This window comes from Cohnella mopanensis (assembly GCF_022352055.1).
Taxonomy (GTDB): domain Bacteria; phylum Bacillota; class Bacilli; order Paenibacillales; family Paenibacillaceae; genus Cohnella; species Cohnella mopanensis.
Map to the genome: position 1 here is coordinate 108,762 of NZ_JAKRWM010000022.1, position 21,956 is coordinate 130,717.

Below are 21,956 nucleotides of genomic sequence, written 5' to 3' on the forward strand. Positions count from 1 at the left end.
TCAACCAACTCCTCCAACTCCTCCTATCTGTCCAGACGACTATACCGCCGCTTCTCCCCAAGCATACGAGAATTCCACGACATCATCTCGCAGGAGATTTCCTCCAATTTGAATTTCGATCATTTCCAAGTTCGTGATCGCTTTTAGCCCATGCTTGGCTCGGGGAGGAATTTGACAGACGGAACCCGCTTCGACGGGAATCGTCTTCCCATCCAAGTACAGCTCGCCCTTCCCGCTAAGAATGTTCCATACCTCGGTCCGTTGAAAATGAACCTCTATGCTTCTCTGCGTTCCCGCGATCATCGATATCCGGCTCGTCATCGATTCCTTATCTTCGTCGCTTATATATTCCAGAACTTTGGAAGTTCCCCATTGATGCTCCTCATACATAGGCCTTTGCTCGAAAAGAATCCATTCCTTCAGCCGAGTGCTTGCCGCCTTATCGGAAACAAGAATCCCATCTGGACTTGCCGCCACGACGACGTCCGACAATCCCAATACGGTAATCGGAATATGAAGCTCATTGATGATATGCGTATTGTTCGAGTCCTCGCTCATGACGCTTTTCCCGATCTGAGAAACCGCCATTTCCTCTGTCAACGTATTCCAAGTGCCTAAATCCTTCCAATAACCGTCGTATTTCAACATCACGATCTCGTTACATTTCTCTACGACCTCATAATCGAAACTCGTCTTCTTTAATTGGTGGTACTGCTTAACAAGCTCCTCGTATTGCAACGCGACCCCTTGTTCATATAAACGGGTAATTAAGTAATCCAGCTTAAAGGCGAATACGCCGCAGTTCCACAACGCTTGCTCGATCTCGATAAGCGACTCCGCTTCGGATTCGGCTGGCTTCTCGCGGAAACTTTTCACCTTCCGGTAATCGTCGGCAACCACGGAGGCATCCGGAACGATATACCCGTATTTGGACGACGGATACGTCGGCTGCACCCCAACTAATGCTAGATTGGCAGAAGAGTGATTCACTATCCGATCCAGCTGTTTCAGATTTTCGAAAAACCGATCTTCCACGTAGGTATCAACCGGGAGCACGACAATCGTCTCCTCCAGATTCGCACCCAGAACGGAGTACAGATAAGTTGCCGAGAGAGCGATCGCCGGAAAGGTGTCTCGTCGTTCCGGTTCGATGATGATCGGAGCGTCCAAACCGATCTGGCTAGTTATCATTTCCACCTGTTTCGCGCTCGTGGCGAACATGGTGTTATTCGCTAGGCCCACGTTATTCAACTGCCGCCATACGCGTTGAAGCATCGATTCCATTTGTCCGGCGGGATTACGCAATATTTTGAGAAATTGTTTAGACCGGGCATCGTTGGATAAAGGCCATAGCCGTTTACCGGATCCTCCGGATAATAAAATGATTCTCATGCCACTTCCTCCTCGCGATCGTGTTTATCATTGGCGAAGAACCTCTGGTATTGAGCTCCGAATTTCTCCTGCGTAAGCATCGATGAATACTCGTTCGACACTTCATTAGGTTGCTCGTGGTTGCCGTTCAACCGATCTAGCGCGGCTTGCAGCTTGCGCGCCAGATCATCCGTCCGATCCGATTCGAAAGTTAATCCGAGCCGATAGTTCTGAATCGTAAAACCAACCTCGCCATGACTAGGACCCACGATCAGTTTATTTCGCGCGGCTCCTTCTATAAGCGGCCCGCTCTGCGCCGAATACATGCTTCGGTACGGTAGCACGACGGAATCGCACGTTTGAAAATAGTAACTCGCTGCTTCGGGAGAAATGTACTTCAGGTCAAGAAATACCTTATTCGCTATTCCGCTTCCATGAGCGATACGTTCGATATCCTCTATATTGAAATAATCTTCGGATCCGGCAACCAGGACGGTAAATTCTTCGTCGCTCAATTGGGCAGCTGCTTCAAGGAGAAGATCTATCCCTTTGTCGTATCGAAGTCCGCCAAAACATAAGAAATAAGGTCTTTTATAGGGTGCCAGTTTTTGCTTGAGCCGTTTAATTTCCTCCATCTCGGAATCTTGGACATCCCTATGATGGAAAGAGGGGAAATGGATGGTGACAACCCTTCGGCTGCTTACATGCGCCAGGCGACGCCTAACCTTCTCTTGGGTTAATTGGCCATGTACGACAATCCGGTCGATCATTCCCGTATTCAGCAACCAATAGAACGCTTTTTCTTTCCACTTCCTGGTCGGGTACCAATGCAGCGTCCCAGTAATCTCTAACCTTAATAAGAGAGGAAACAATAAGATGAGGGATATGATGCAGTTATCCATGAACAATAGATGAATTTTGCGGTATCGGTTTTTGCGAGCGTAGTTCAGCATGTGGAATAAGACTATCGTTCTTGCCCTTATGCTCATGATTCCTTGTCTCGGAGGGAGGGTAATATTGTTCACAATAATACCTGCCTCTTGGAGTTCATGCACGATATGCGGGTTGTTCGTTTCGGTGTAATAGCATACCCGATTGGATTCCCCCTCTGTTTTGACATGCTTCATGATGGAGGAGTTGTAATTGTAATGATGTCCGTCGTTCGACAGATCGAAAAATAAAATATCATCCAATCCTTTCAGCATCCCCGCTTACAGATGGCTGTTCCAGAAAAGAAGCCAACCGTTCCATGTGTCTTGCAGCCATGTGTTTAATAGTATAGCGATCGGAGATTTTCAGGCTTTCCATGCCGAATCCATCTCTGATCGCATCATTTTCCAATAGGTATTGGCATTTCTGAACGAAACCGTTTATGTCCTGAGTATCTACGATGAATCCGTTTCGGCCATGGTCTACTAAACTGTACGCCGCCCCGGCTCCCGTCGTGGTGACGATCGGCAATCCGAACGATATCGCTTCGTTAATGACTAGTCCCCATACGTCTTGATGCGTTGGCAAGACGAACAAATCGGCAACCCGGTAGTAATCGATCAATTGCGCCCTGTCCATGTAGTCTTTAATGACAACGTTTTTGAGTCGTAACTCTTGGATGATTTTCCTATATTCGTCCTTTAAGGGACCGCCCCCGATGATCACCAATGAGGTTTGGCCGTCGTCCAAAGGGGCTGAAGCCTCAAGAAGCTCCGAGAACCCTTTGCGTGCAATGAATTGGCCTACGGACACAACCACCTTCGATTTCAAACGTTCTTGTCGCTTGAATTCCTCTAGCTTCTCTGGCCGCATCGGCGCCCTTTCCGCATCGCTATAAGATAAGGAAGCAAACGGATACTCGTATATGAATGCAGGATTCGCGCCGTAATGAATCAAATATTCCGTACAATGACGCCCCGAAGATAACCAACCCGTCGCGGACGAAATAAAATATTTCTTTATTTTGTGCTTCCACTCGCTTTCCTGCGTTACGAATCCTCCATCCGAGTTCAGCAAGAACGGAATCCGGCGGGATCTCAGCCACTGAATCGCGGCCATTTCCGTTGGAGAGCTGTAGCAACCTAGGACATAAACGTCGAACTGACTCGCTCTCAGTTCCTTAATAATCGACCAGTTGACATGCTTATCTACGCCTAACGTAAGCCCCTTAAGGAATTTGTACGAAAAATTCATCTCGCCCTTCTCCACTTTCCAGTGGCGATTAGATTCGGATTCCGCTTCAAACCATACGGTTAACTGACATGTTTTGCCCAACTCATTGAAAAATTCTACCCGGTAAGGCGAGGGAATGTTCGTAATGAACAAAACCTTCATCATACGACTTCGCTCCAACTTGCCGCGACCAATGGATTCGGGAGATCATAATCCTGCTGCTTCAGGTGGCTATCCGAGAGCGCTTGATTTAACCGAAGATCCGAATCCACCATCATCTGGATAAGTTGCTCGAAGCCTATTTTACGCTCCCAACCTAGCTGCTTGACCGCCTTCTCCGGGTTGCCAAGAAGCAAGTCGACCTCGGCGGGTCTGTGAAACCTTTCATCGTTCACGACATAATCCCTGTAATCTAACCCCACGTAGGAGAATGCAACCTCCAGCAGTTCCCTGACGGAATGCGTCTCCCCGGTAGCGATGACGTAATCGTCGGCCTTCTCCTGTTGCAGCATAAGCCACATAGCTTCCACGTAATCGCCAGCAAATCCCCAATCCCTTCTGGCATCAAGATTCCCCATTCGGAGCTCGGTTTGCATGCCGAGCTTAATCCGCGCAACGGCATTCGTGACCTTGCGAGTAACGAATTCGAACCCTCTCCGCGGAGATTCATGATTAAATAAAATTCCCGAGCAAGCGAATAGATTAAAGCTCTCGCGGTAATTAACGGTCATCCAATGGCCGTATACCTTTGCGACTCCATAAGGACTCCTAGGGTAAAATGGGGTTGTTTCCTTCTGTGGGGTTTCCAATACTTTACCGAACATCTCGCTGCTAGAGGCTTGGTAGAAGCGAGCCGAGGGTTTAATCAGGCGAACCGCCTCCAGCATATTGGTTACCCCGATAGCCGTTAGCTCGCTGGTCAGCAAAGGCTGCGGCCAAGAGGTTTCCACATAGGATTGCGCCCCCAGATTATAGACTTCATCCGGATCGGAAATTTGCATCGCCCGGATTAATGAGCTTAGATCGGACAAGTCGCCGTCGATAATCTCGACTTTGTCCAATACGGGCTCGATATTTATGTAGTTTGGCGTACTAGTCCTTCTCCGTAACCCGTATACGCGATACCCCTTATCCAGCAAAAACTCGGCTAGGTAGGATCCGTCTTGTCCGGTAATTCCTGTAATGAGAGCTCTTTTCATATATCCTCCTAATATTCGCCAGCCAGGGCTAGATTTTGTTGACTACCTACATACCATTGATAAGTGGCTTCAATTCCTAACTTAAGCGGTATGCGGGCATGCCACCCCAAGCCGGATAGCTTGGAAATGTCTAACCTTTTTCTTGGCGTTCCATCCGGCATGCCTTCGTTGAATACCAGCTCGCCTTCATAACCAACCACTTCCTTCACAAGATTGGCTAACTCCATGATCGTTAGATCTTCTCCTACGCCGATATTCACGATTTCATTGTCATCGTAATGCTTCATGAGGTGCACACATGCGTCCGCCAAGTCGTCCACATGTAGAAACTCGCGATAAGGTTTACCTGTACCCCAGACCTCTACCTGTTCCTGACCGCTAGCTTTGGCATCGTGCATCTTCTTGATCAAGGCCGGCAACACATGAGAAGTTTGGGGGTCGAAATTGTCATGAGGCCCGTAGAGATTCGTTGGCATGACGGAAATGAAATTCGACCCGTATTGACGGTTATAGGACTGGCACGTGACAATACCGGCGATCTTCGCGATGGCATAAGGCTCGTTCGTAGGCTCGAGCAATCCGCTCAACAAATATTCCTCTTTAAGGGGCTGCGGGGCGTATTTCGGATAGATGCAGCTGCTTCCTAGGAAAATAAGCTTTTTAACGCCGTATTTGTATGCAGCTTCGATAACGTTAGTCTGGATGAGAAGGTTCTCCCGGATAAACTCCGCGGGATAATCCCGATTAGCGACTATTCCCCCAACCTTCGCCGCAGCAAGGAATACATACTCGATGGATTGGGACGCGAAATAATGGGTTACGGCATGGGCATCTCTCAAATCCAACTCGCTGCTGGTGCGGAACACGAGATTAGAATATCCCTCCGACCTCAATTTCCTTAAGATCGCCGATCCGACCATCCCTCTATGACCCGCAACGTAAATTGTAGAATTATGATTCATAGGTTACCCTCGTCTCAATAGGCATCTTTGGCTCTAAACAGGACACTGATCGTTCTGAACATCAACTTGATATCTAACCATATCGATCTCTTCCGGATGTATTCCAGGTCCAACTCCACCATAGCGTCGAAATCGACGGAGTTACGGCCGCTTACTTGCCACAATCCCGTACACCCTGGCGTAACCTGAAGCCTCAGCCTGTCGTAGGCCGAGTAGGTTTCCACTTCTCGCGGCAGCGGCGGTCGCGGACCCACCAAGCTCATCTCACCTTTCAGCACATTAAGAAATTGCGGCAACTCATCCAAGCTCGTTCGTCGGATAAACCGGCCTACCCTTGTCACCCGCGGGTCGTTCTTCATCTTGAACATCGACCCGTTGACCTCGTTGAGGTGTAGTAAATGATGTAGGATGTGATCCGCATTCCTAACCATGGAACGGAATTTGTACATTCGGAATATTTTCCCGTTCTTACCCACCCGTTGCTGAAAGAAAAAGACGCTGCCTCTCGGATCCTCCACCTTAATGGCCAGTGCCACGGCAAGATATACCGGCATCAATAAAATAATACCGATTAACGCTAAGCCGATATCCAGTAACCGTTTGACAATGTCTTGGCGCATTCGAATGCTGGGGGCCGAGGTATTGGGATAGACGTAATAGGAATTGGGATCGATCTCTAATTCGGCTTCTCTGGGAACCATCCGTGACCACTCCTATGAACCTTCTTTATATTTTTTGCAGTTTAAGGTTGCTTACGATATCTTCTAGAACGTTGATCAGGGGAAATTTCAATTCCTCGTTCCGAAGGGCGAAGTCAAGAGTCGTAATAATAAACCCCAGCTTGTCGCCTACGTCGAAACGTTTCCCTTCGAAATGATAAGCATATACCCGGTTGATCTCGTTCAATTGCTGGATCGCATCCGTCAACTGGATTTCCCCGCCCGCTCCCGCTTGCTGCTTCTCCAATAAATTGAAGATATCCGGAGTTAATATGTATCTTCCTAACACGGCCAGGTTAGAGGCTACCGTTCCGAATGGGGGTTTCTCTACCAGTTGGGCAATATCCGTCAACCTACCGCTCGTTTCATAGGGAACGACGATTCCATAGCGATGCGTTTCTTCCATAGGTACGGGTTGGACGCCAATGATGGATTTTTGAGTTAACTCGAACTGATTCATAAGCTGCCTCAAGCAAGGAACTTCCGCTTCAACGATATCGTCTCCGAGCAACACGGCGAACGGCTCATCCCCGATAAACTTACGAGCGCACCATACCGCATGCCCCAGCCCTAATGGCTCCCGCTGACGAATATAGTGGATATCCACTAAATTCGAGGATCTTAGAACTTCTTCCAGAAGCTTGAGTTTGTTCTTCTCGAACAAAGTATGCTCTAACTCGAAGTGGCTATCGAAATGGTCCTCTATCGCCCTTTTCCCTTTGCCCGTTACGATGATGATTTCCTCAATCCCCGATTGGACAGCCTCCTCGACGATATATTGAATCGTGGGCTTATCTATAATCGGGAGCATTTCCTTGGGCATCGCTTTCGTCGCCGGCAAGAACCGCGTCCCTAACCCTGCCGCTGGAATAATGGCCTTCTTTACCTTTTTTAATTCCATAAAACGAATTCATCCTTTCATTGCTATCTATTTATACTGATTTGGACCGCATCGTTTACCCTGCTTTTCTTCGACTTGTAGGCGCCCTTCTTCAAATCCGATTTCCTGATTCTCGCTATGGTGGTTAGCACCGGTTTATCCAAGATAGCCATGACATCTTTCTCCGACCTAATCGAATCGTCGAAATATTCCCATAGCAGTATGACTCCAATGGACACTACCCAGGAAAGAACGAGCGCGATTACGAGTTTGGTCATCAACCCCGTAGATACGGGCACTGAGCTATTGACCGCATCCGCTCTGCTAAGAATGGTCACGTTGTCTACGCTCATGATCTTAGGTATTTCTTCCTTAAACACCTCGGCGATTGAATTCACGATAAGCGCGGCTTTCTCCGGCGAGGATTGTTGAATGGAGATACTCATAATTTGCGACTTGCTTGAAGAAGTTACTTTCACCTTCGAGATAAGCTGGTAAGTATTCAAACCAAGCTCGGAATGGTTAGTAACGACCTTCTCCATAATCGCGGGAGTCGCGATGATTTCTTTATAAGTATCAATGATCATAAGATCAGAGTTCATTTCATTAATATCCAGCTTAGAGTTGTCCGATTGACGCGAGGAGTTCACGATAACTTTGCTATTGGCTTCGTATACGGGATCCGAATACAAATAGTGGTACGCTCCTGCCAGTCCGCAAAATACGATGGCCATCACACCGATTAACCATAGCCTTTTCAGCAATAACCTTAAGTAAATCCTGATCTCGGGTTCCATGTGAAACCTCCCTGAATGATTGGAATGCAGATTGGCGGCTTAGCGACGATTGATTCACCCTCCGTAGCCGAAACGATACTCTCTCCTCATCCCTTTCTGATCGTTCAAGACAACCCCCAGAATGCGTGCGTTCGCGTAATTGAGATAAGCCATCGCTTTCTGCGCCAGTTCCCTCTTCGTCTTGCCCGACCGGACGACGAACACGACACCATCGCATTTGGATGCCAGAATGTGCGCATCGGTCACGATCAAAGCCGGAGGGGAATCGAGTATGATAACATCGAAGCTTGCCTTCAGTTCCTCCAGCAGCTTTACCATTCTGTCCGACTCCAGCAGCTCGGCCGGATTGGGAGGAATCGTACCGGAAGGCAGCAAGGTTAAATTATCAACGTGGGTATCGCACAAGCATTGCTCCAACTGATAATGGCCCGCGAGCAGATGCGAAAGCCCATTGCGGTTCGACTTCATAAAGTACTCGTGTTGAGTAGGTTTTCGCAGATCGCAATCCACGATTAAGACCTTCTTGCCAAGTTGAGCAAATGAAACAGCCATATTAACGACGGTTAACGATTTCCCGGTTTTTTTCTCCGTAGAGGTGACAAGTATGGTTTGTACCGGCCGGTCAATCGACGACCAATGAATATTCGTTCTCAGCGTTTTATAAGCTTCGGTGATGGGAGAATAGGGGTTCTCGAACGTAATGATTTTGCGATGATTTTCCGGCATCACAATCCTCCTTGCAATTCAGAATTAATCTAACAATAAGATACAAATTGTAGCATGTCAATACTTTTTGGCTTAAAAAATTCCTTTTTTGCTACATTTTGTTTCAAAACAAAAGAACCCTGCAGCAGTTGCCGCAAGGTCCTTCAGTGTTAACGCTTACTATTTCATTCTAATGATTTGTTCGGTCACAAATAGGGTTAAGCCGCCACATCCCGTTTCCGGAACACCGTCCAAGACACAAGATTAAAGATAACGAAATAGACAGCTAAGACGGAGAGCGAGAAGCCTAACGTCGTCGGATGATTCGGAATTGGCCCTGACCCTCCGCCAATGTAGGGGCTGAGATCCAAATGCATGAATAACACATACTTGACCCATGCCTTGTTCGCTAACGCGAATAGCCCTGTGATGAGATTTCCCGCGAATAAGAGGGCAAGGGACAAGCCGATCGCAAGCCCACTGCTTCGGAAAGCGGAAGACATCATAAACCCGAACGTAACGATGAGGATCAAAGTAACGAATTTCAACAAGTAGACTTGGATGATGTAATTCCAATCCGATATTCCAGATAATAACCCATCAGATAGTTCCGTAGTGCTCGTAGAATTGAACAAAGCCATGTTCACGAGCAGCGTAACGATAAAGGCGACGATCGTAAACCCAATCCCGAACAGAATGGTCGCGATATACTTGGATAATAGAATCGTCGATCGGCTCCATGGGCGGATCAACAGTAACTTAATGGTACCTTGGGAGAATTCGCCTGCTACCGAATCCGAAGCAACGACTACCGTGAATACCGTGATTAGCATGAACAGGAAGTAGCTTTCCAACGACATCATGACCCAACTTGAAGTGTCGTCCCCGCCACCGGCCAATAACACGATAAGGGATACGAGTATCGGAATGACTACGATAAGCCCCAGCATAATCCAAGTCCGGATTCTACGGTAAATTTTCATATTCTCGTTCAGTATGAGATTCATAAAATTAGCCAATCGTTTCACTCCCCGTCATCTCGAGGAATTGGTCTTCCAACGACTTCGTCTTCACACGAATTCCGTAGATATTTATTCCCGCTTCCACTAAGCGGCGGTTGATGGCAGCGATACCCGTCCGATCGGACGATAACACCAACATGCCATCAACAATTTTCCCAGCCCCTTGGCCTTCCAGAATGCCAAGCGCCGCGTCGGGATGATCCACATCGAAATGGACCTCCTCCTGCGTAACCTGTCCGTCTGCAGCCTGACCTTTAATAGATCGGACATCGATAATCTGGCCCTTCTGCAAGATAGCCACACGATCGCACATGAGCTCCATCTCGGACAATAAATGAGACGAGACGAGTACAGCCGTGCCTTGATCTTGAGCCAATCTACGCAAATAATCCCTTAACTCGCGAATACCCGCGGGGTCCAAGCCATTCGTCGGCTCATCGAGCACGAGAAGCTTAGGCTTATGCATGATCGCTTGCGCGACGCCCAAGCGTTGCCGCATCCCTAGTGAATATTTCTTAACCTTGTCATGAATACGCCCCTGAAGACCGACTAGGTTAATGACCTCTTGAATTCTTTCCTTCGTTATCGACGAATTCATACGAGCATAATGAACCAGATTCTGGTATCCGGTCAAATACTTGTACATCTCCGGATTTTCCACGATTGCACCGACTTGATTGATCGCGTCGCTAAATTCGGTGCGGACGCTATGGTCGCCTACATGAATATCTCCTGCAGTCATTCCCATTAATCCGACGATCATTCTTATCGTTGTCGTCTTACCTGAGCCGTTAGGACCAAGAAATCCGAATACTTCTCCCGGGTGCACCTCAAAGGACACGCGGTCGATAATCGTTCGTTTACCAATGACCTTGGTCACGTTCTGCAAACGAACGACGGGAGCATGTGACATGAGCTAACCTCCGACATTAGGATATATACCCAACAATTATACCAATTGTAGGAAGGCGTACGCCATGTTTATATAAATTTAATCTATCGATGACCTAGATGGCTCTGGACAAATGCTCGCACTGTACACAGCAGCCAAGAGGGTAGAGCACGCGATAATAACCGGTGCGGAACAGGATTCCCGCCTGCTCCATCGTTTTGAGTTGGTTGCATTTCACGCAAAAGAATAGTACGGATTGTTCCATCTCATATCCTCCTTCAGATTATCAGTATCGTATCCTCACGAATCCCGCAGGTGTTCAAGCAACCGTTGCCGAACATTCTGACGATCTTCCGGCTTTACCGTATAGTAGTAAATTCCGTCTATTCTCTCCCCGGTGCCGTTTAAGATTAATGTATCTACCTTATGAATGGCTGGACGATAGGTTTTAGCCAAAGCTAACATATCTTGCGAGGACAAATTCGTCTTCACGTTATTGGACAGATGAGACAGCAGCTTAGGCAGCTTTAGGATTGAGCTAACGTTCGTTACCCGTTCGACAGCATTGCCGAGAACGTCGCGCTGTCTTTGCGTTCTGCCGAAATCTCCTTGCGGATCTTCCTTGCGCATCCGAATATAGGATAAAGCATGGTCGCCGTCCAGATGCTGCGAGCCTTCCGGAAAATGATAATTCGAGGTAAACTCACGTTTATTTACCACATCGACTCCGCCAAGCGTATCGACGATCTTCACAAAACCTTCCATGTTCGTTTTCATATAATAAGAGATCGGCACTCCGAACAATTGCTCAACCGCCTGCACGGATAAGGAAGTTCCTCCGAATGCATACGCATGATTGATTTTGTCGTACTTGTCCATATGGGGGATGAGCACCCTCGTATCTCGCGGAATCGAGATCGCGACCGCCGACTCGCTCTTCGGCTGAATCGTTAACAGGATCATCGTATCGCTACGACCACGATCCCCTACTCTCTCATCGACCCCGAGCAACAATAGGCTGAAAGGATCTTCTCGCTGCAAGTCGGGGTGACGTATCCGATCTGCTTCGCCAGCATCAAGCACATCCATTTCCTCTGATGCAGCAGTCTGACCCAAAGTGGAAACCGCCGAAGACAACATATTCTTATAAGGAGCCGCTTGGGCTACAATTCGATCCGCGTTCCCAACTTGCTGCGTCGGTTCCGCCTCGAACACCGGCTCTTCCCACTTCGTGGAAGGAAGCGGCTCGTAGATGGCATCCATCGTTTGGCGCATCGAGTACCATAAGTATCCGCCACCTAGAATGGCTAGAGTTATAAGAGACAATAGCGTATAAATAATGATTCGAACGACCTTGACCCGTTTCATCATAAGGTGCCCCTTCCAGCTCTAAGAAGTAACATCGAATTTCTTGAATAGTCCATCGGATTTTCGTTCCGAGATTTTGTTATATAAGGTATGAATGTGCGGACTCGATATGAGCACCATTCGCATATATTCGTTTAAGCGATATTGGAACGCATGCCTTTCCAGTCCGGACATAACCCACCTTACCCCGTAACGGGCCAAGCCTTCTTCGTTGTCTGTATGGAGAATGACCGCCCTGGCCTTAACCGTATAGTGACCAAGTTGAAGCTTAAGTAGCCACTCTACGTCATCGCGCACGGGGAGGATTAAATTCGTTGTGAATTGGCAGCCTCCAACGCTAATATTATTTAGCAACACTCTCTGGATTCTACTTCTTAACTCTCTCTCCTTGACTTGGCTTAGAGATAAATCCGCGAACAATGGCACTGTTAATTGAAAGCGAATATGTTCACGCCGGTTCTCCGTTCGTTCTCCGTCCATACCATCACCAAACCCTATGCGCAATTGATACGAAACGTATCTTTACTTTCGAGTCTAATGTACGATACATTTTGTAACATGTCAAGGAGCAACTTGCTTTATCGGGCATTAATTTAACGTTTATTTCATTCTCAAAGTGGAAATACCTATATTATCAATAATTTATTGCGACATTTTGTTTCAAATAATGCAAAACCTGACCATCCATATTATGATGAAATTGTTGAACATCCAGGGAGGAGGAATCTGATGAATATCGGCAGTCGTCTCGCTTTTCTACGAGACCAACGCGGTTTAACTCAAGAAGAGCTTGCCTCATCTCTTGGAATTTCACGCGCGGCATTATCCCACTACGAGAAAAACCGCAGAGAGCCCGATACGGAAACTTTGGGAAAGGTTGCTGACTTATTCCAGGTTTCAATAGATTATCTTGTCGGTAGAACGTCACAATCCAACGTCACCCTCGATCCCGAGGTTCGTCAGTTTTCCGACGAATTAGAGCTTGCGGATGAGCAATTGTTGGACAACTACGCATTAACGATCGACGGTCGTAAGTTGACTGCAGAGGAAGCCCGCAGATTTATCGCTTTTGTCCGTGCGGAACGGAACATGAACCACTAATGCTTTCCATAACAAATAAAACCTCACGGGAAGGATGCGAAGCGCATCCGGATTCCTGCTGAGGTTTTTGTTCTATTAAGTGTATGTATGCAATAAGGTTAGTTCTGATTAACCGGGTTTTTGTATTCTTCCGGCCATTTCTCTTCCTGAACACCGAGTTGCTCCAGAATTTTGCGGATGTCAATTTCCAACGGTTGATTGCTTTTCTTATTACCGCTAAGCATATCCCTATCCATCTCCGCTCCCAAACCCTCTCTTTAATTCAGGTAATGAACACTAAAGCTAGTATAGGTTATAGGTCTTGCGGAGGGTGTCGAGCGATGGGGCGAATCCTTATAAATATATCGGAACTTTTGTCGAACAGTCTCCGATTGGGACGAATAGGTAAATTGTACCTAAATTTTACAACGATGATTATATAGACACGAATGAACCAGCCTCGTATACGAGACTAGTTCATTTGAGATTGCGTTCAATCCAAGAAAGAATCGTATCTTTAAGCTTACCGATATTCATGAAGGCAACTATAGCGCTTGGGCTATTCGGTCCCGCATCATCCTCGAAAAAAACCATGCCACGCTTTTCGTCGAATACTTTGACTTTCTTCATATTCACAAGATTCGTGCGGTCTAGTTTCTGAAAATTGATATTATCGGTATGCTTGGCATACATGCTTAACGATGGAACGAGCGGAAAAAACCTACCCTCGGGTGTATGAAAGACAACCGCTCCATCTTCTGTCTGGATATATAACACATCTGCCATATCCATCATGATGACTTCACCATCGTTGTTCCGGTCCCTAGTGACAGGTTGAATCATGAATTCCACTCCATGTAAGATTACCCTTGCTAAAAGCGACTGCCGGATGTTTTATGATCCGGCAGCCTTCTTCTCTCAAACACTCATTACTTCAGTAGTTCGGCTGGCAATTTAGGTCTGTGCCCAACTGCTCCAGCGCAAGCAGTAGTTACGAAGATGATTGCTGCCATTCCAAGTGCTGTAGCTAATAAACTTACTAGCTTCTTATTCATGGTCCTCACCTCCTTTATAGGGTATAAGTGTAAGTGCGACAATAAACCAAGATATCGCCAAAAGTTGAGACTGGATAAATAAATTTGAGCAAATGAGAAGCAATGCTGCATACTTCATTAGTTTCAAAGTCTCATCTGTTATTCTAGTGTTATTTTTGAAATCAACAGGAGCAAACTTCCAAACCAGCAGAAGACTTATAACTGTACAGGCATATATAAGTGGAAGGATTAATGGCACGAATGGTACAACCACAACGACTGCTGAAGATGCAAGAATACATAGAATCGGTGATTGCAAGTGACGTCCACCTGCCAACAATCTCAGTACGGCTGTTACAACCAATGCAATGCATGTTTCCTTGAACATCCCATCGATGAGACCGATGCATAAGCTTAAAATTATCGTTGCCGTATTCGTCATTATTGATATGAGTGCATACTTCATGACCTCTTTACTGACATTCTTACTATCGTTACGTTCATATAAATACCCGCTTATTCTCTCGGAAACAGATTCAATCATGATTTCATCTCCTTCCTTAATGAAAAATTCAAGATAATCAACAATATAAATAGAAGTACAGTCCACAATGTGCTAAATAAAAAGTTAACGTTTATAAAAATATAAGCAACGCCCGAAATGAATAAGCAAGCGATTAAAGATACTATGAGAATCAACAGGTTTATTCCCTTGATCTCCACTTTTTCATCCATACGATCCGGAACGAACGAGAATCCGATTCTCTTTTTTAACAACCAGTAAGCACATCCTAGCGTTAAAGTCGAACCTGCAATTTGAATTAATTTTACATGAAGTAATGTCCGCGTGATCTCTTCCATCGTAAACTCAATCTGCAACAAGATGAGCATAGCCGACTGGATAATTAAATAGCCTAAATATCCGCTTACGACGATCAGTAAAACATAGAAGAAATGGATACGATATACCATCCAAATGAAAACTAAAAACCATAGCAACATGAATAGCGGAGTTATGCTATCCAAATGAAATACAAATCTTAAAAGATATGAAGTTTGGGCCATGACGATGGACGCAATAACAGTATGTGGGATATAGTTCCGCAATGAAATCCGAAACATAGCCAGCATTAAACCGAACATTGCAATAGTTTCATACATGTTCACCGATACATCTAACAAAAATTGAGACATGTTGTGCCTCCTGTAAAGCTACTTGTAGTCGCTTTCATTTTACACCTAAAATTACCAGAATGAAAGAAGTTTAATAGAATTATAGCGAATTATCCATCTTTGTGCCTCGTTAGTAAAACGTTTTCTGCTTTAACTAGAAAAATAGCCGTTAGATTTGCGGTATTAGATTTTTTTATACCTTCTGTAGGTGAAACTAAGTGGAAAATGTGCAATTAGTTTGCAGCCCTACATCCAAAATTGGGACAACGATCCGAAATAATTTTTACACTTAGACGTTTGACCTTTATTTAAGGTAGAAAACGCAAAGACGCCGACAGAAGCGCTTGGAGCACTTCTATCGGCGTACGTCACATTAATGCCTATTAGGTTTAGTTACCGCCAACGCGCGACAGATCGCGCATATTGGCTTCGAAGGCGGCAAGCAAGGCTTGTTCGCCGCTGAGCCCTTGGGCTTGCACTTTGGCGATTTGTTCCATCATCCGTTTGTAATCTTTAGGGATGACTTTGACAATTTTGTTCACTATGCCGTTCCAATCCTCCAGCACTCTGCGGCCAAGATCGCTGTTCGTATACTGAACGTGGTTACCGATCATCGCGCGAATCGCTGCGATCTCGTCTTGATCTTCGAGATGCTCAAGTCCGACCATCTCGAAGTTGCAACGATTGACGAATTTACCGTCCCAATCGACTACGTAGGCGATACCGCCCGACATACCGGCAGCGAAGTTGCGGCCCGTCTTACCGAGCACGACGACGCGTCCGCCCGTCATATATTCGCAACCATGGTCGCCCACGCCCTCAACGACGACGTTCACGCCGCTGTTACGCACAGCGAACCTTTCCCCGGCAACGCCGCGGATGTAGGCTTCTCCGCTCGTCGCTCCATAGAACGCCGTATTGCCGATAATAACGTTGTCTTCGGCTTTGAACGATGATTTATCCGACGGATAGATCGCAATTTTGCCTCCGGATAAGCCTTTGCCGACATAGTCGTTCGAATCGCCTTCCAGCGTTAATGTCATCCCTTTAGGCATGAACGCCCCGAAGCTTTGACCCGCCGTTCCGACGAAATGGAACTGGATCGTATCCGCCGGCAGGCCATCTTTGCCGTACCGGTTCGTCACTTCCGAACCGACGATCGTTCCGACCACCCGATTCGTGTTCTTGATCGGGAACGTCCCTTTAACCGGTTGCTTATTTTCCAACGCAGGTGCCGCGGCTTGAAGCAACGTTTGCATGTCGAGAGACTCTTCGAGCAAATGATTTTGCGACTTCGTATTGAACCGCGAAGAACCTTCCGGCAATTCCGGCATATGCAGCAACGGCGTCAGATCGATGCCCTGTGTCTTATAGTGTTTGATAGCTAGCTTCGAATCCAAGCGGTCTACACGGCCGACCATCTCTTCGACGGTGCGGAATCCGAGCTGCGCCATGATCTCGCGGAATTCTTCGGCAATGAACTTCATGAAGTTAACGGCATGTTCCGGATCGCCCATGAACTTCTTGCGAAGCTCCGGATTTTGCGTCGCGACCCCAACCGGACAAGTATCCAATTGGCATACGCGCATCATGATACAACCTAGAACGACTAGCGGCGCGGTCGAGAAACCGAATTCCTCGGCGCCCAGCAGCGTTGCGATCGCAATATCGCGGCCCGTCATCATTTTACCGTCGGTTTCCACGACGACACGGTCGCGTAAGTTATTCAGAATGAGCGTCTGATGCGTCTCGGCAAGTCCGAGCTCCCACGGCAAGCCCGCATGGCGGATCGAGCCGATCGGAGAAGCACCGGTTCCGCCGTCATATCCGCTTACGAGGATGACATCGGCACGGCCCTTGGCAACGCCGGCGGCGATCGTTCCTACGCCGACTTCAGATACGAGCTTCACGTTAATCCGAGCGCGCGGATTAGCGTTCTTCAGATCGTGGATAAGCTCAGCCAAATCCTCGATGGAGTAGATATCGTGATGCGGCGGCGGCGAGATGAGTCCGACGCCCGGCGTCGTTCCCCGCACTTCCGCAACCCACGGATACACTTTACGTCCCATGAGCTGACCGCCTTCTCCAGGCTTAGCTCCTTGGGCCATCTTAATTTGGATCTCTTCCGCGTTAGAGAGATAATAGCTCGTTACTCCGAAGCGGCCGGATGCGACTTGTTTAATCGCGCTGCGACGCGAATCGCCATTCTCGTCCGGAATATAGCGAGCAGAATCTTCTCCGCCCTCGCCGGAATTGGATTTCCCGCCAATCCGGTTCATAGCGATCGCAAGCGACTCGTGGGCTTCTTTACTAATCGATCCGAACGACATTGCACCGGTCTTGAATCTCTTGAAGATCGATTCGATCGGTTCCACTTCCTCGATCGGCACCGGTGGCTGGTCGAAGTTAAATTGCAGAAGCGAACGCAGCGTACGAACTTGATCGTATTCTCCTTGAACGAGTGCCGAATATTTCTTGTACGTATCGTAATTGCCAGTACGGGTAGCCATCTGCAGCGTGTGAATCGTCTGCGGATTGAATAGGTGATCTTCCCCGTCTTTGCGCCATTGATAGTCGCCGCCGGAATCAAGCTCGCGTTCCGCGCCTTCCTGCGAGGAGTAAGCGCGAAGATGAGCCGTAAGCGTTTCACGCGTAATAACGTCGAAGCCTACTCCTTCGATCCGCGAAGCCGTTCCCGTGAAATATTGCTCGATCACTTCCGAGTTCAAACCGACCGCTTCGAAGATTTGCGCGCCGCGGTAAGATTGAATGGTGGATATCCCCATCTTAGACAGAACTTTCACGACGCCTTTGGTCGCGGCTTTAATAAAGTTCTTAACGGCTTTCTCGTGCGAAATATTGCGCATCATCCCTTGACGAATCAAGTCGTCGAGCGTCTCGAACGCCAAGTACGGATTCACCGCGCTGACGCCATATCCTAGTAGCAACGCGAAGTGATGAACTTCACGCGGCTCGCCGGACTCGAGCAGAATGCTCACTTTCGTACGGGTTCCTTGACGAATCAAATGATGATGTAACGTCGATACGGCCAGCAAGGAAGGAATGGCCGCGTTCTCGGCGTCAATGCCTTTATCGGACAAGATCAGAATATTGTGTCCTTTGGAAATCAAGCGATCCGCTGCTTCGCATAACAGCTTAAGAGCATCTCTCAAGCCTTGTTCTCCGTCCTTCATCGAGAAGAAGATCGGCAAAGTGATCGATTTGAAGCCCGGACGGTGAACGTGACGCAGCTTCGCGAACTCTTCGTTCGACAGGAATGGCGTATATAGACGGATGTGGCGGCAGCTCTCCGGCTCCGGATTGAGCAGATTCCGCTCTGGACCGACCGTTGTATAAGTCGAAGTTACGATTTCCTCGCGGATCGCGTCGATCGGCGGGTTCGTCACTTGCGCGAACAATTGCTTGAAATAGTTGAACAAACGCTGCGGCTTCTCGGACAAGACGGCCAGCGGCGAGTCGTATCCCATCGACGCAAGCGGCTCTACTCCGGTAAGCGCCATCGGTTCCATGACCTTGCGAATATCCTCGAAAGAATAGCCGAACGCTTGCTGGCGAAGCTGTACCGTATCATGGTCCGGCTCCGGCAATTCGGGCGCTTCGGGAAGATCTTCAAGATCGACCAAATGGTCGTCCAACCACTCGCGGTAAGGGTGCTCCGTTACGATCGAACGTTTCACCTCTTCGTCGGAGATGATCCGCCCTTCCTTCGTGTCGACTAGCAAGATCCGACCCGGACGAAGCCTGTCTTTCAGTACGATATCCTCTTGCGGGATGTCAACGACTCCGGCTTCGGATGCCAGAATGATCAAATCGTCTTTCGTCACATAGTAACGGGCAGGACGCAAACCGTTCCGGTCAAGCACCGCGCCGATCTGCACGCCATCCGTGAAGCCTACCGCAGCAGGACCATCCCATGGCTCCATCAGGCAAGCATGATACTCGTAGAACGCTTTTTTTTCTTCATCCATGAGCTCGTCGTTCTGCCAAGGTTCCGGAACCATCATCATCGCGGCATGTGCCATCGAACGACCCGACAAGTACATGAATTCGAACGTATTATCGAACATGGCCGTATCGGAACCGTCCGGTGCGATAACCGGCTTGATCTTCTCGAGATCGTCTCCGAACAACTCGGTATTAAACAAAGTCTGGCGGGCGTGCATCCAGTTCACGTTGCCTCGCAACGTGTTGATTTCTCCGTTGTGGATCAAATAGTTGAACGGATGCGCTCTTTCCCAGCTTGGGAATGTATTCGTGCTGAACCGGGAGTGGACGAGCGCCATCGCCGTCTCGAGCTCCGGATTGTGTAATTCGGTATAAAACAAACCTACCTGTTCGGTAGTCAACATGCCTTTGTAGACGATTTTCTTGCTCGAGAAGCTCGGAAAATAAAACATATCCGCTCCCTCGATGCCGGAGAACCGAATCGCTTTCTCAGCGCGCTTGCGAATAACGTATAACTTGCGTTCGAACGCCAGATCGTTGGCCAAAGTTGCCGAGCGCGCGATAAACGCTTGACGGACATATGGTTTTACCTTCTTAGAAGATTCGCCCAAAGACTCGTCGTTCGTCGGGACCGTACGCCAGCCCAGCAACGTTTGACCTTCCTCGGCGATGATCGCTTCGAAAATTTTCTCATGATTGCGACGAACGTCATCCTCTTGCGGCAAGAACACCATCCCGACCGCATATTCGCCTGGTTCAGGCAACGTAAAGCCCAGCTTCGCCGTTTCCGCTTGGAAGAAGCGATGCGGAATTTGCAGCAAAATCCCTGCGCCGTCTCCGGTGCTCGGTTCGCTGCCCTGGCCGCCGCGATGCTCCATATTGAATAGCAGCGTTAGCGCCTGTTCTACGATTTCATGCGATTTTTGACCTTTAATATGCGCGACAAATCCCATACCGCATGCGTCTTTCTCGAACTGCGGGTCGTACAACCCCTGTTTGACAGGCAGACCTTTACGCATCTCTATCATATATATCAACCTTTCTGTTCGCAGTGTTGGAAAATAAGCAATAACGGCTTCAAATCCCTAACCTTATGCCCTAGAATAGAAATATTGGAGGGAAGCAACGGGTGACAGGGGATTCGAAAATGATACGTGGACTAGTCGCGGCAATTATTCATAATTATTCATTGAATGATTTATTATTTTACCACCCCCGCGAAAAGAATGGTAATTTAATATTTTTATGATGTCGATAAGCATTGTTAAATGCGAAACGACGATTTTCTAAGAATGAAGGAGGAATTTGTCTCTCATGAAATTCAGCTCTCACCCGTCTTTTACCGCTCTATTAGCCGCTTTACTCACCTTTACGGTCGTCCCTTCCGTGTCGGCCAATGACCCTGTCTCTTCCACTAAAGACACATATCGGATTGTCGCTCTAGGCGACTCGATCAGCGTAGGATACGAGCCTTTACCAGAGATTGTAAACGGAACGTCGGCACCGTATGGATATGTCGACCGACTGTACGAGCAAGCCTTGTTTCACGGACGTTCCGAACTAACCAACTATGCCATTATGGGATTAACGACACCCGGCCTTAGTCAATTGCTTGAAGGAGCGGCAGACAAAAAACCGTTAAAAGCGGCTGACCTGCAGGATTTCTCCTCATTCGACCCTCGCGTAAGCCAGCAAGCCGATCTCGTCGCGAGTAAAACCCCAGAGCTTGCAGTCGATCTCGCCCAAGCGGATCTTGTCGTCTTGACGATCGGAGGAAACGATTTCGGCCCTATTATCCAGGCTGCCAAAGACCCAAATACAGATTCCGCACGACAAATTATACAGGACAGCTTCGATAAAACAATGAATAATTATACAGAAGATTTGGATAAAATGATGACTCGTTTACACGAATTAGCGCCTGATGCCACGATCGTAATTGCGGACCAATACCTACCTTTATGGAAGAAGCACGGGCTCTATAATGTGTTAAAGGATTCCGTCAGTAAACTGGCCGTTGGATTGGATCAGTTCGCCGCAAAATTGAACCAAAGAGGGATTCCCGTGAGCGTCGCTCACGTGTCCGGTAAGTTTTTCGACAACGAAGGCCCCTATACTTACTTTAATGTCATCGACGGATTGGACATCCATCCCAAGCAAGCCGGCTATGAAGCTATCGCGCAAACCTTCTCTGAAGTGATCTGGAAGCAATACCTGAAGCCGGCTCCAAGAGCCGCCGACGTCCCTCTCTCCGTTGTCGTTAACGGCAAAGAGCTTCCTAGCAAGGCTGCAACCATCAATAATACAACCTTCTTAGCATTAAGAGACGTTGCCGATGCCATGCATGCCGATTTGAAATGGACGCAGAAAACGAAAACTGCCGTATTCTCAAAGGATGGCCGTGAAGTCGTCATCACGATCGGGGCCTCTACCATCATCGTAAACGGAGTTTCGCAATCGTTAAAAAACCCTGCCTATTTCCAGCAGGTGGGCAAAATCCAGAAAACTTATGTACCGCTTGCGGTTATAAGCGAAGGTTTGGATTATCAGGTCGTCTTCCGCAAGAAGCTCATGACCGCCTTTATTAATAATTAGCATGCCCATATTAACCAAAAAAAAGGGCTC

General features: G+C 47.8%; 22 protein-coding genes. 2 read left to right on the plus strand and 20 right to left on the minus strand.

The genetic code is table 11. The annotated features are described in order from the left end of the window. Positions 1–39: 39 nt before the first annotated feature. The 14 genes from L3D05_RS23655 to L3D05_RS23720 form a co-directional block, all read right to left on the minus strand. Complete coding sequence (locus tag L3D05_RS23655; protein WP_239618846.1) at positions 40–1,392, minus strand: sugar phosphate nucleotidyltransferase; 1,353 nt, start codon at positions 1,390–1,392, stop codon at positions 40–42. Beyond that, positions 1,389–2,564 (minus strand): glycosyltransferase family 4 protein, encoded by a 1,176-nt coding sequence (locus L3D05_RS23660; protein ID WP_239618847.1) that lies wholly within the window; start codon positions 2,562–2,564, stop codon positions 1,389–1,391. Before L3D05_RS23660 ends, L3D05_RS23655 begins: the two co-directional genes overlap by 4 nt. Then, positions 2,557–3,699 (minus strand): glycosyltransferase family 4 protein, encoded by a 1,143-nt coding sequence (locus L3D05_RS23665; RefSeq protein WP_239618848.1) that lies wholly within the window; start codon positions 3,697–3,699, stop codon positions 2,557–2,559. The genes L3D05_RS23660 and L3D05_RS23665 overlap by 8 nt, the downstream gene beginning before the upstream one ends. Further along, a complete protein-coding gene (gene gmd, locus L3D05_RS23670) occupies positions 3,696–4,733 on the minus strand; it encodes a GDP-mannose 4,6-dehydratase (protein ID WP_239618849.1) in 1,038 nt (345 codons plus the stop codon). The genes L3D05_RS23665 and gmd overlap by 4 nt, the downstream gene beginning before the upstream one ends. A gap of 8 nt (positions 4,734–4,741) precedes the next feature. Further along, the gene (locus tag L3D05_RS23675) at positions 4,742–5,695 is read right to left on the minus strand and encodes a GDP-L-fucose synthase family protein (RefSeq protein WP_239618850.1); all 954 of its coding nucleotides are present in this window, start codon (positions 5,693–5,695) and stop codon (positions 4,742–4,744) included. Between the two features lie 14 nt (positions 5,696–5,709). Further along, positions 5,710–6,396 carry a sugar transferase gene (locus L3D05_RS23680; protein ID WP_239618851.1) on the minus strand — a complete coding sequence of 229 codons (687 nt, stop codon included), beginning with the start codon at positions 6,394–6,396 and terminating at the stop codon, positions 5,710–5,712. 25 nt (positions 6,397–6,421) lie between these two features. After that, positions 6,422–7,315, minus strand: a complete 894-nt coding sequence (galU, locus tag L3D05_RS23685) for a UTP--glucose-1-phosphate uridylyltransferase GalU (protein WP_239618852.1) — start codon at positions 7,313–7,315, stop codon at positions 6,422–6,424. Between the two features lie 23 nt (positions 7,316–7,338). Continuing rightward, the gene (locus L3D05_RS23690; protein WP_239618853.1) at positions 7,339–8,091 is read right to left on the minus strand and encodes a YveK family protein; all 753 of its coding nucleotides are present in this window, start codon (positions 8,089–8,091) and stop codon (positions 7,339–7,341) included. Between the two features lie 54 nt (positions 8,092–8,145). Continuing rightward, the gene (locus L3D05_RS23695; RefSeq protein ID WP_239618854.1) at positions 8,146–8,817 is read right to left on the minus strand and encodes a CpsD/CapB family tyrosine-protein kinase; all 672 of its coding nucleotides are present in this window, start codon (positions 8,815–8,817) and stop codon (positions 8,146–8,148) included. Positions 8,818–9,014: 197 nt separating this feature from the next. Next, positions 9,015–9,815 (minus strand): ABC transporter permease, encoded by an 801-nt coding sequence (locus tag L3D05_RS23700; RefSeq protein ID WP_239618855.1) that lies wholly within the window; start codon positions 9,813–9,815, stop codon positions 9,015–9,017. Further along, positions 9,808–10,731 (minus strand): ABC transporter ATP-binding protein, encoded by a 924-nt coding sequence (locus L3D05_RS23705; protein ID WP_239618856.1) that lies wholly within the window; start codon positions 10,729–10,731, stop codon positions 9,808–9,810. The genes L3D05_RS23700 and L3D05_RS23705 overlap by 8 nt, the downstream gene beginning before the upstream one ends. Positions 10,732–10,825: 94 nt before the next feature. Then, entirely contained in the window at positions 10,826–10,975 is a 150-nt protein-coding gene (locus L3D05_RS23710) for a hypothetical protein (protein WP_239618857.1), read from the minus strand. 35 nt (positions 10,976–11,010) lie between these two features. Continuing rightward, entirely contained in the window at positions 11,011–12,081 is a 1,071-nt protein-coding gene (locus L3D05_RS23715) for an LCP family glycopolymer transferase (protein WP_239618858.1), read from the minus strand. 18 nt (positions 12,082–12,099) lie between these two features. Further along, entirely contained in the window at positions 12,100–12,558 is a 459-nt protein-coding gene (locus tag L3D05_RS23720; RefSeq protein WP_239618859.1) for a PilZ domain-containing protein, read from the minus strand. A 249-nt stretch (positions 12,559–12,807) separates the two neighbouring features. On the opposite strand from L3D05_RS23720, the gene L3D05_RS23725 reads away from it, so the two are divergent. After that, positions 12,808–13,179 (plus strand): helix-turn-helix domain-containing protein, encoded by a 372-nt coding sequence (locus tag L3D05_RS23725; RefSeq protein ID WP_239618860.1) that lies wholly within the window; start codon positions 12,808–12,810, stop codon positions 13,177–13,179. Between the two features lie 98 nt (positions 13,180–13,277). On the opposite strand, the gene L3D05_RS26535 is transcribed toward L3D05_RS23725, so the two are convergent. From L3D05_RS26535 to gltB, 6 genes are all read right to left on the minus strand, one after another. Next, positions 13,278–13,403, minus strand: a complete 126-nt coding sequence (locus L3D05_RS26535) for a hypothetical protein (protein WP_255807690.1) — start codon at positions 13,401–13,403, stop codon at positions 13,278–13,280. A gap of 232 nt (positions 13,404–13,635) precedes the next feature. Then, positions 13,636–14,001, minus strand: a complete 366-nt coding sequence (locus L3D05_RS23730; protein ID WP_239618861.1) for a LytTR family transcriptional regulator DNA-binding domain-containing protein — start codon at positions 13,999–14,001, stop codon at positions 13,636–13,638. Between the two features lie 86 nt (positions 14,002–14,087). Then, positions 14,088–14,213: a cyclic lactone autoinducer peptide gene (locus L3D05_RS23735; protein WP_239618862.1), complete on the minus strand. Its 126-nt coding sequence runs from the start codon at positions 14,211–14,213 to the stop codon at positions 14,088–14,090. Next, entirely contained in the window at positions 14,206–14,736 is a 531-nt protein-coding gene (locus L3D05_RS23740; RefSeq protein ID WP_239618863.1) for an accessory gene regulator ArgB-like protein, read from the minus strand. Before L3D05_RS23740 ends, L3D05_RS23735 begins: the two co-directional genes overlap by 8 nt. Then, a complete protein-coding gene (locus L3D05_RS23745) occupies positions 14,733–15,386 on the minus strand; it encodes a hypothetical protein (protein ID WP_239618864.1) in 654 nt (217 codons plus the stop codon). The genes L3D05_RS23740 and L3D05_RS23745 overlap by 4 nt, the downstream gene beginning before the upstream one ends. Positions 15,387–15,754: 368 nt before the next feature. Then, on the minus strand, positions 15,755–20,359 hold the full coding sequence (gltB, locus tag L3D05_RS23750) for a glutamate synthase large subunit (RefSeq protein ID WP_239618865.1): 4,605 nt from the start codon (positions 20,357–20,359) through the stop codon (positions 15,755–15,757). Between the two features lie 286 nt (positions 20,360–20,645). Between gltB and L3D05_RS23755 the strand changes: the two genes are divergently transcribed. Beyond that, positions 20,646–21,926 (plus strand): SGNH/GDSL hydrolase family protein, encoded by a 1,281-nt coding sequence (locus L3D05_RS23755; RefSeq protein WP_239618866.1) that lies wholly within the window; start codon positions 20,646–20,648, stop codon positions 21,924–21,926. The last annotated feature ends 30 nt before the right edge of the window (positions 21,927–21,956 follow it).

Bases quoted from the DNA above. Each gene is read 5' to 3' on its own strand.
- L3D05_RS23655 (WP_239618846.1), bottom strand. From the start codon at position 1,392: ATGAGAATCATTTTATTATCCGGAGGATCCGGTAAACGGCTATGGCCT.
- L3D05_RS23665 (WP_239618848.1), bottom strand. From the start codon at position 3,699: ATGATGAAGGTTTTGTTCATTACGAACATTCCCTCGCCTTACCGGGTA.
- gmd (WP_239618849.1), bottom strand. From the start codon at position 4,733: ATGAAAAGAGCTCTCATTACAGGAATTACCGGACAAGACGGATCCTAC.
- L3D05_RS23675 (WP_239618850.1), bottom strand. From the start codon at position 5,695: ATGAATCATAATTCTACAATTTACGTTGCGGGTCATAGAGGGATGGTC.
- L3D05_RS23680 (WP_239618851.1), bottom strand. From the start codon at position 6,396: ATGGTTCCCAGAGAAGCCGAATTAGAGATCGATCCCAATTCCTATTAC.
- galU (WP_239618852.1), bottom strand. From the start codon at position 7,315: ATGGAATTAAAAAAGGTAAAGAAGGCCATTATTCCAGCGGCAGGGTTA.
- L3D05_RS23690 (WP_239618853.1), bottom strand. From the start codon at position 8,091: ATGGAACCCGAGATCAGGATTTACTTAAGGTTATTGCTGAAAAGGCTA.
- L3D05_RS23695 (WP_239618854.1), bottom strand. From the start codon at position 8,817: ATGCCGGAAAATCATCGCAAAATCATTACGTTCGAGAACCCCTATTCT.
- L3D05_RS23705 (WP_239618856.1), bottom strand. From the start codon at position 10,731: ATGTCACATGCTCCCGTCGTTCGTTTGCAGAACGTGACCAAGGTCATT.
- L3D05_RS23710 (WP_239618857.1), bottom strand. From the start codon at position 10,975: ATGGAACAATCCGTACTATTCTTTTGCGTGAAATGCAACCAACTCAAA.
- L3D05_RS23715 (WP_239618858.1), bottom strand. From the start codon at position 12,081: ATGATGAAACGGGTCAAGGTCGTTCGAATCATTATTTATACGCTATTG.
- L3D05_RS23720 (WP_239618859.1), bottom strand. From the start codon at position 12,558: ATGGACGGAGAACGAACGGAGAACCGGCGTGAACATATTCGCTTTCAA.
- L3D05_RS23725 (WP_239618860.1), top strand. From the start codon at position 12,808: ATGAATATCGGCAGTCGTCTCGCTTTTCTACGAGACCAACGCGGTTTA.
- L3D05_RS26535 (WP_255807690.1), bottom strand. From the start codon at position 13,403: ATGCTTAGCGGTAATAAGAAAAGCAATCAACCGTTGGAAATTGACATC.
- L3D05_RS23730 (WP_239618861.1), bottom strand. From the start codon at position 14,001: ATGATTCAACCTGTCACTAGGGACCGGAACAACGATGGTGAAGTCATC.
- L3D05_RS23735 (WP_239618862.1), bottom strand. From the start codon at position 14,213: ATGAATAAGAAGCTAGTAAGTTTATTAGCTACAGCACTTGGAATGGCA.
- L3D05_RS23740 (WP_239618863.1), bottom strand. From the start codon at position 14,736: ATGATTGAATCTGTTTCCGAGAGAATAAGCGGGTATTTATATGAACGT.
- L3D05_RS23745 (WP_239618864.1), bottom strand. From the start codon at position 15,386: ATGTCTCAATTTTTGTTAGATGTATCGGTGAACATGTATGAAACTATT.
- gltB (WP_239618865.1), bottom strand. From the start codon at position 20,359: ATGATAGAGATGCGTAAAGGTCTGCCTGTCAAACAGGGGTTGTACGAC.
- L3D05_RS23755 (WP_239618866.1), top strand. From the start codon at position 20,646: ATGAAATTCAGCTCTCACCCGTCTTTTACCGCTCTATTAGCCGCTTTA.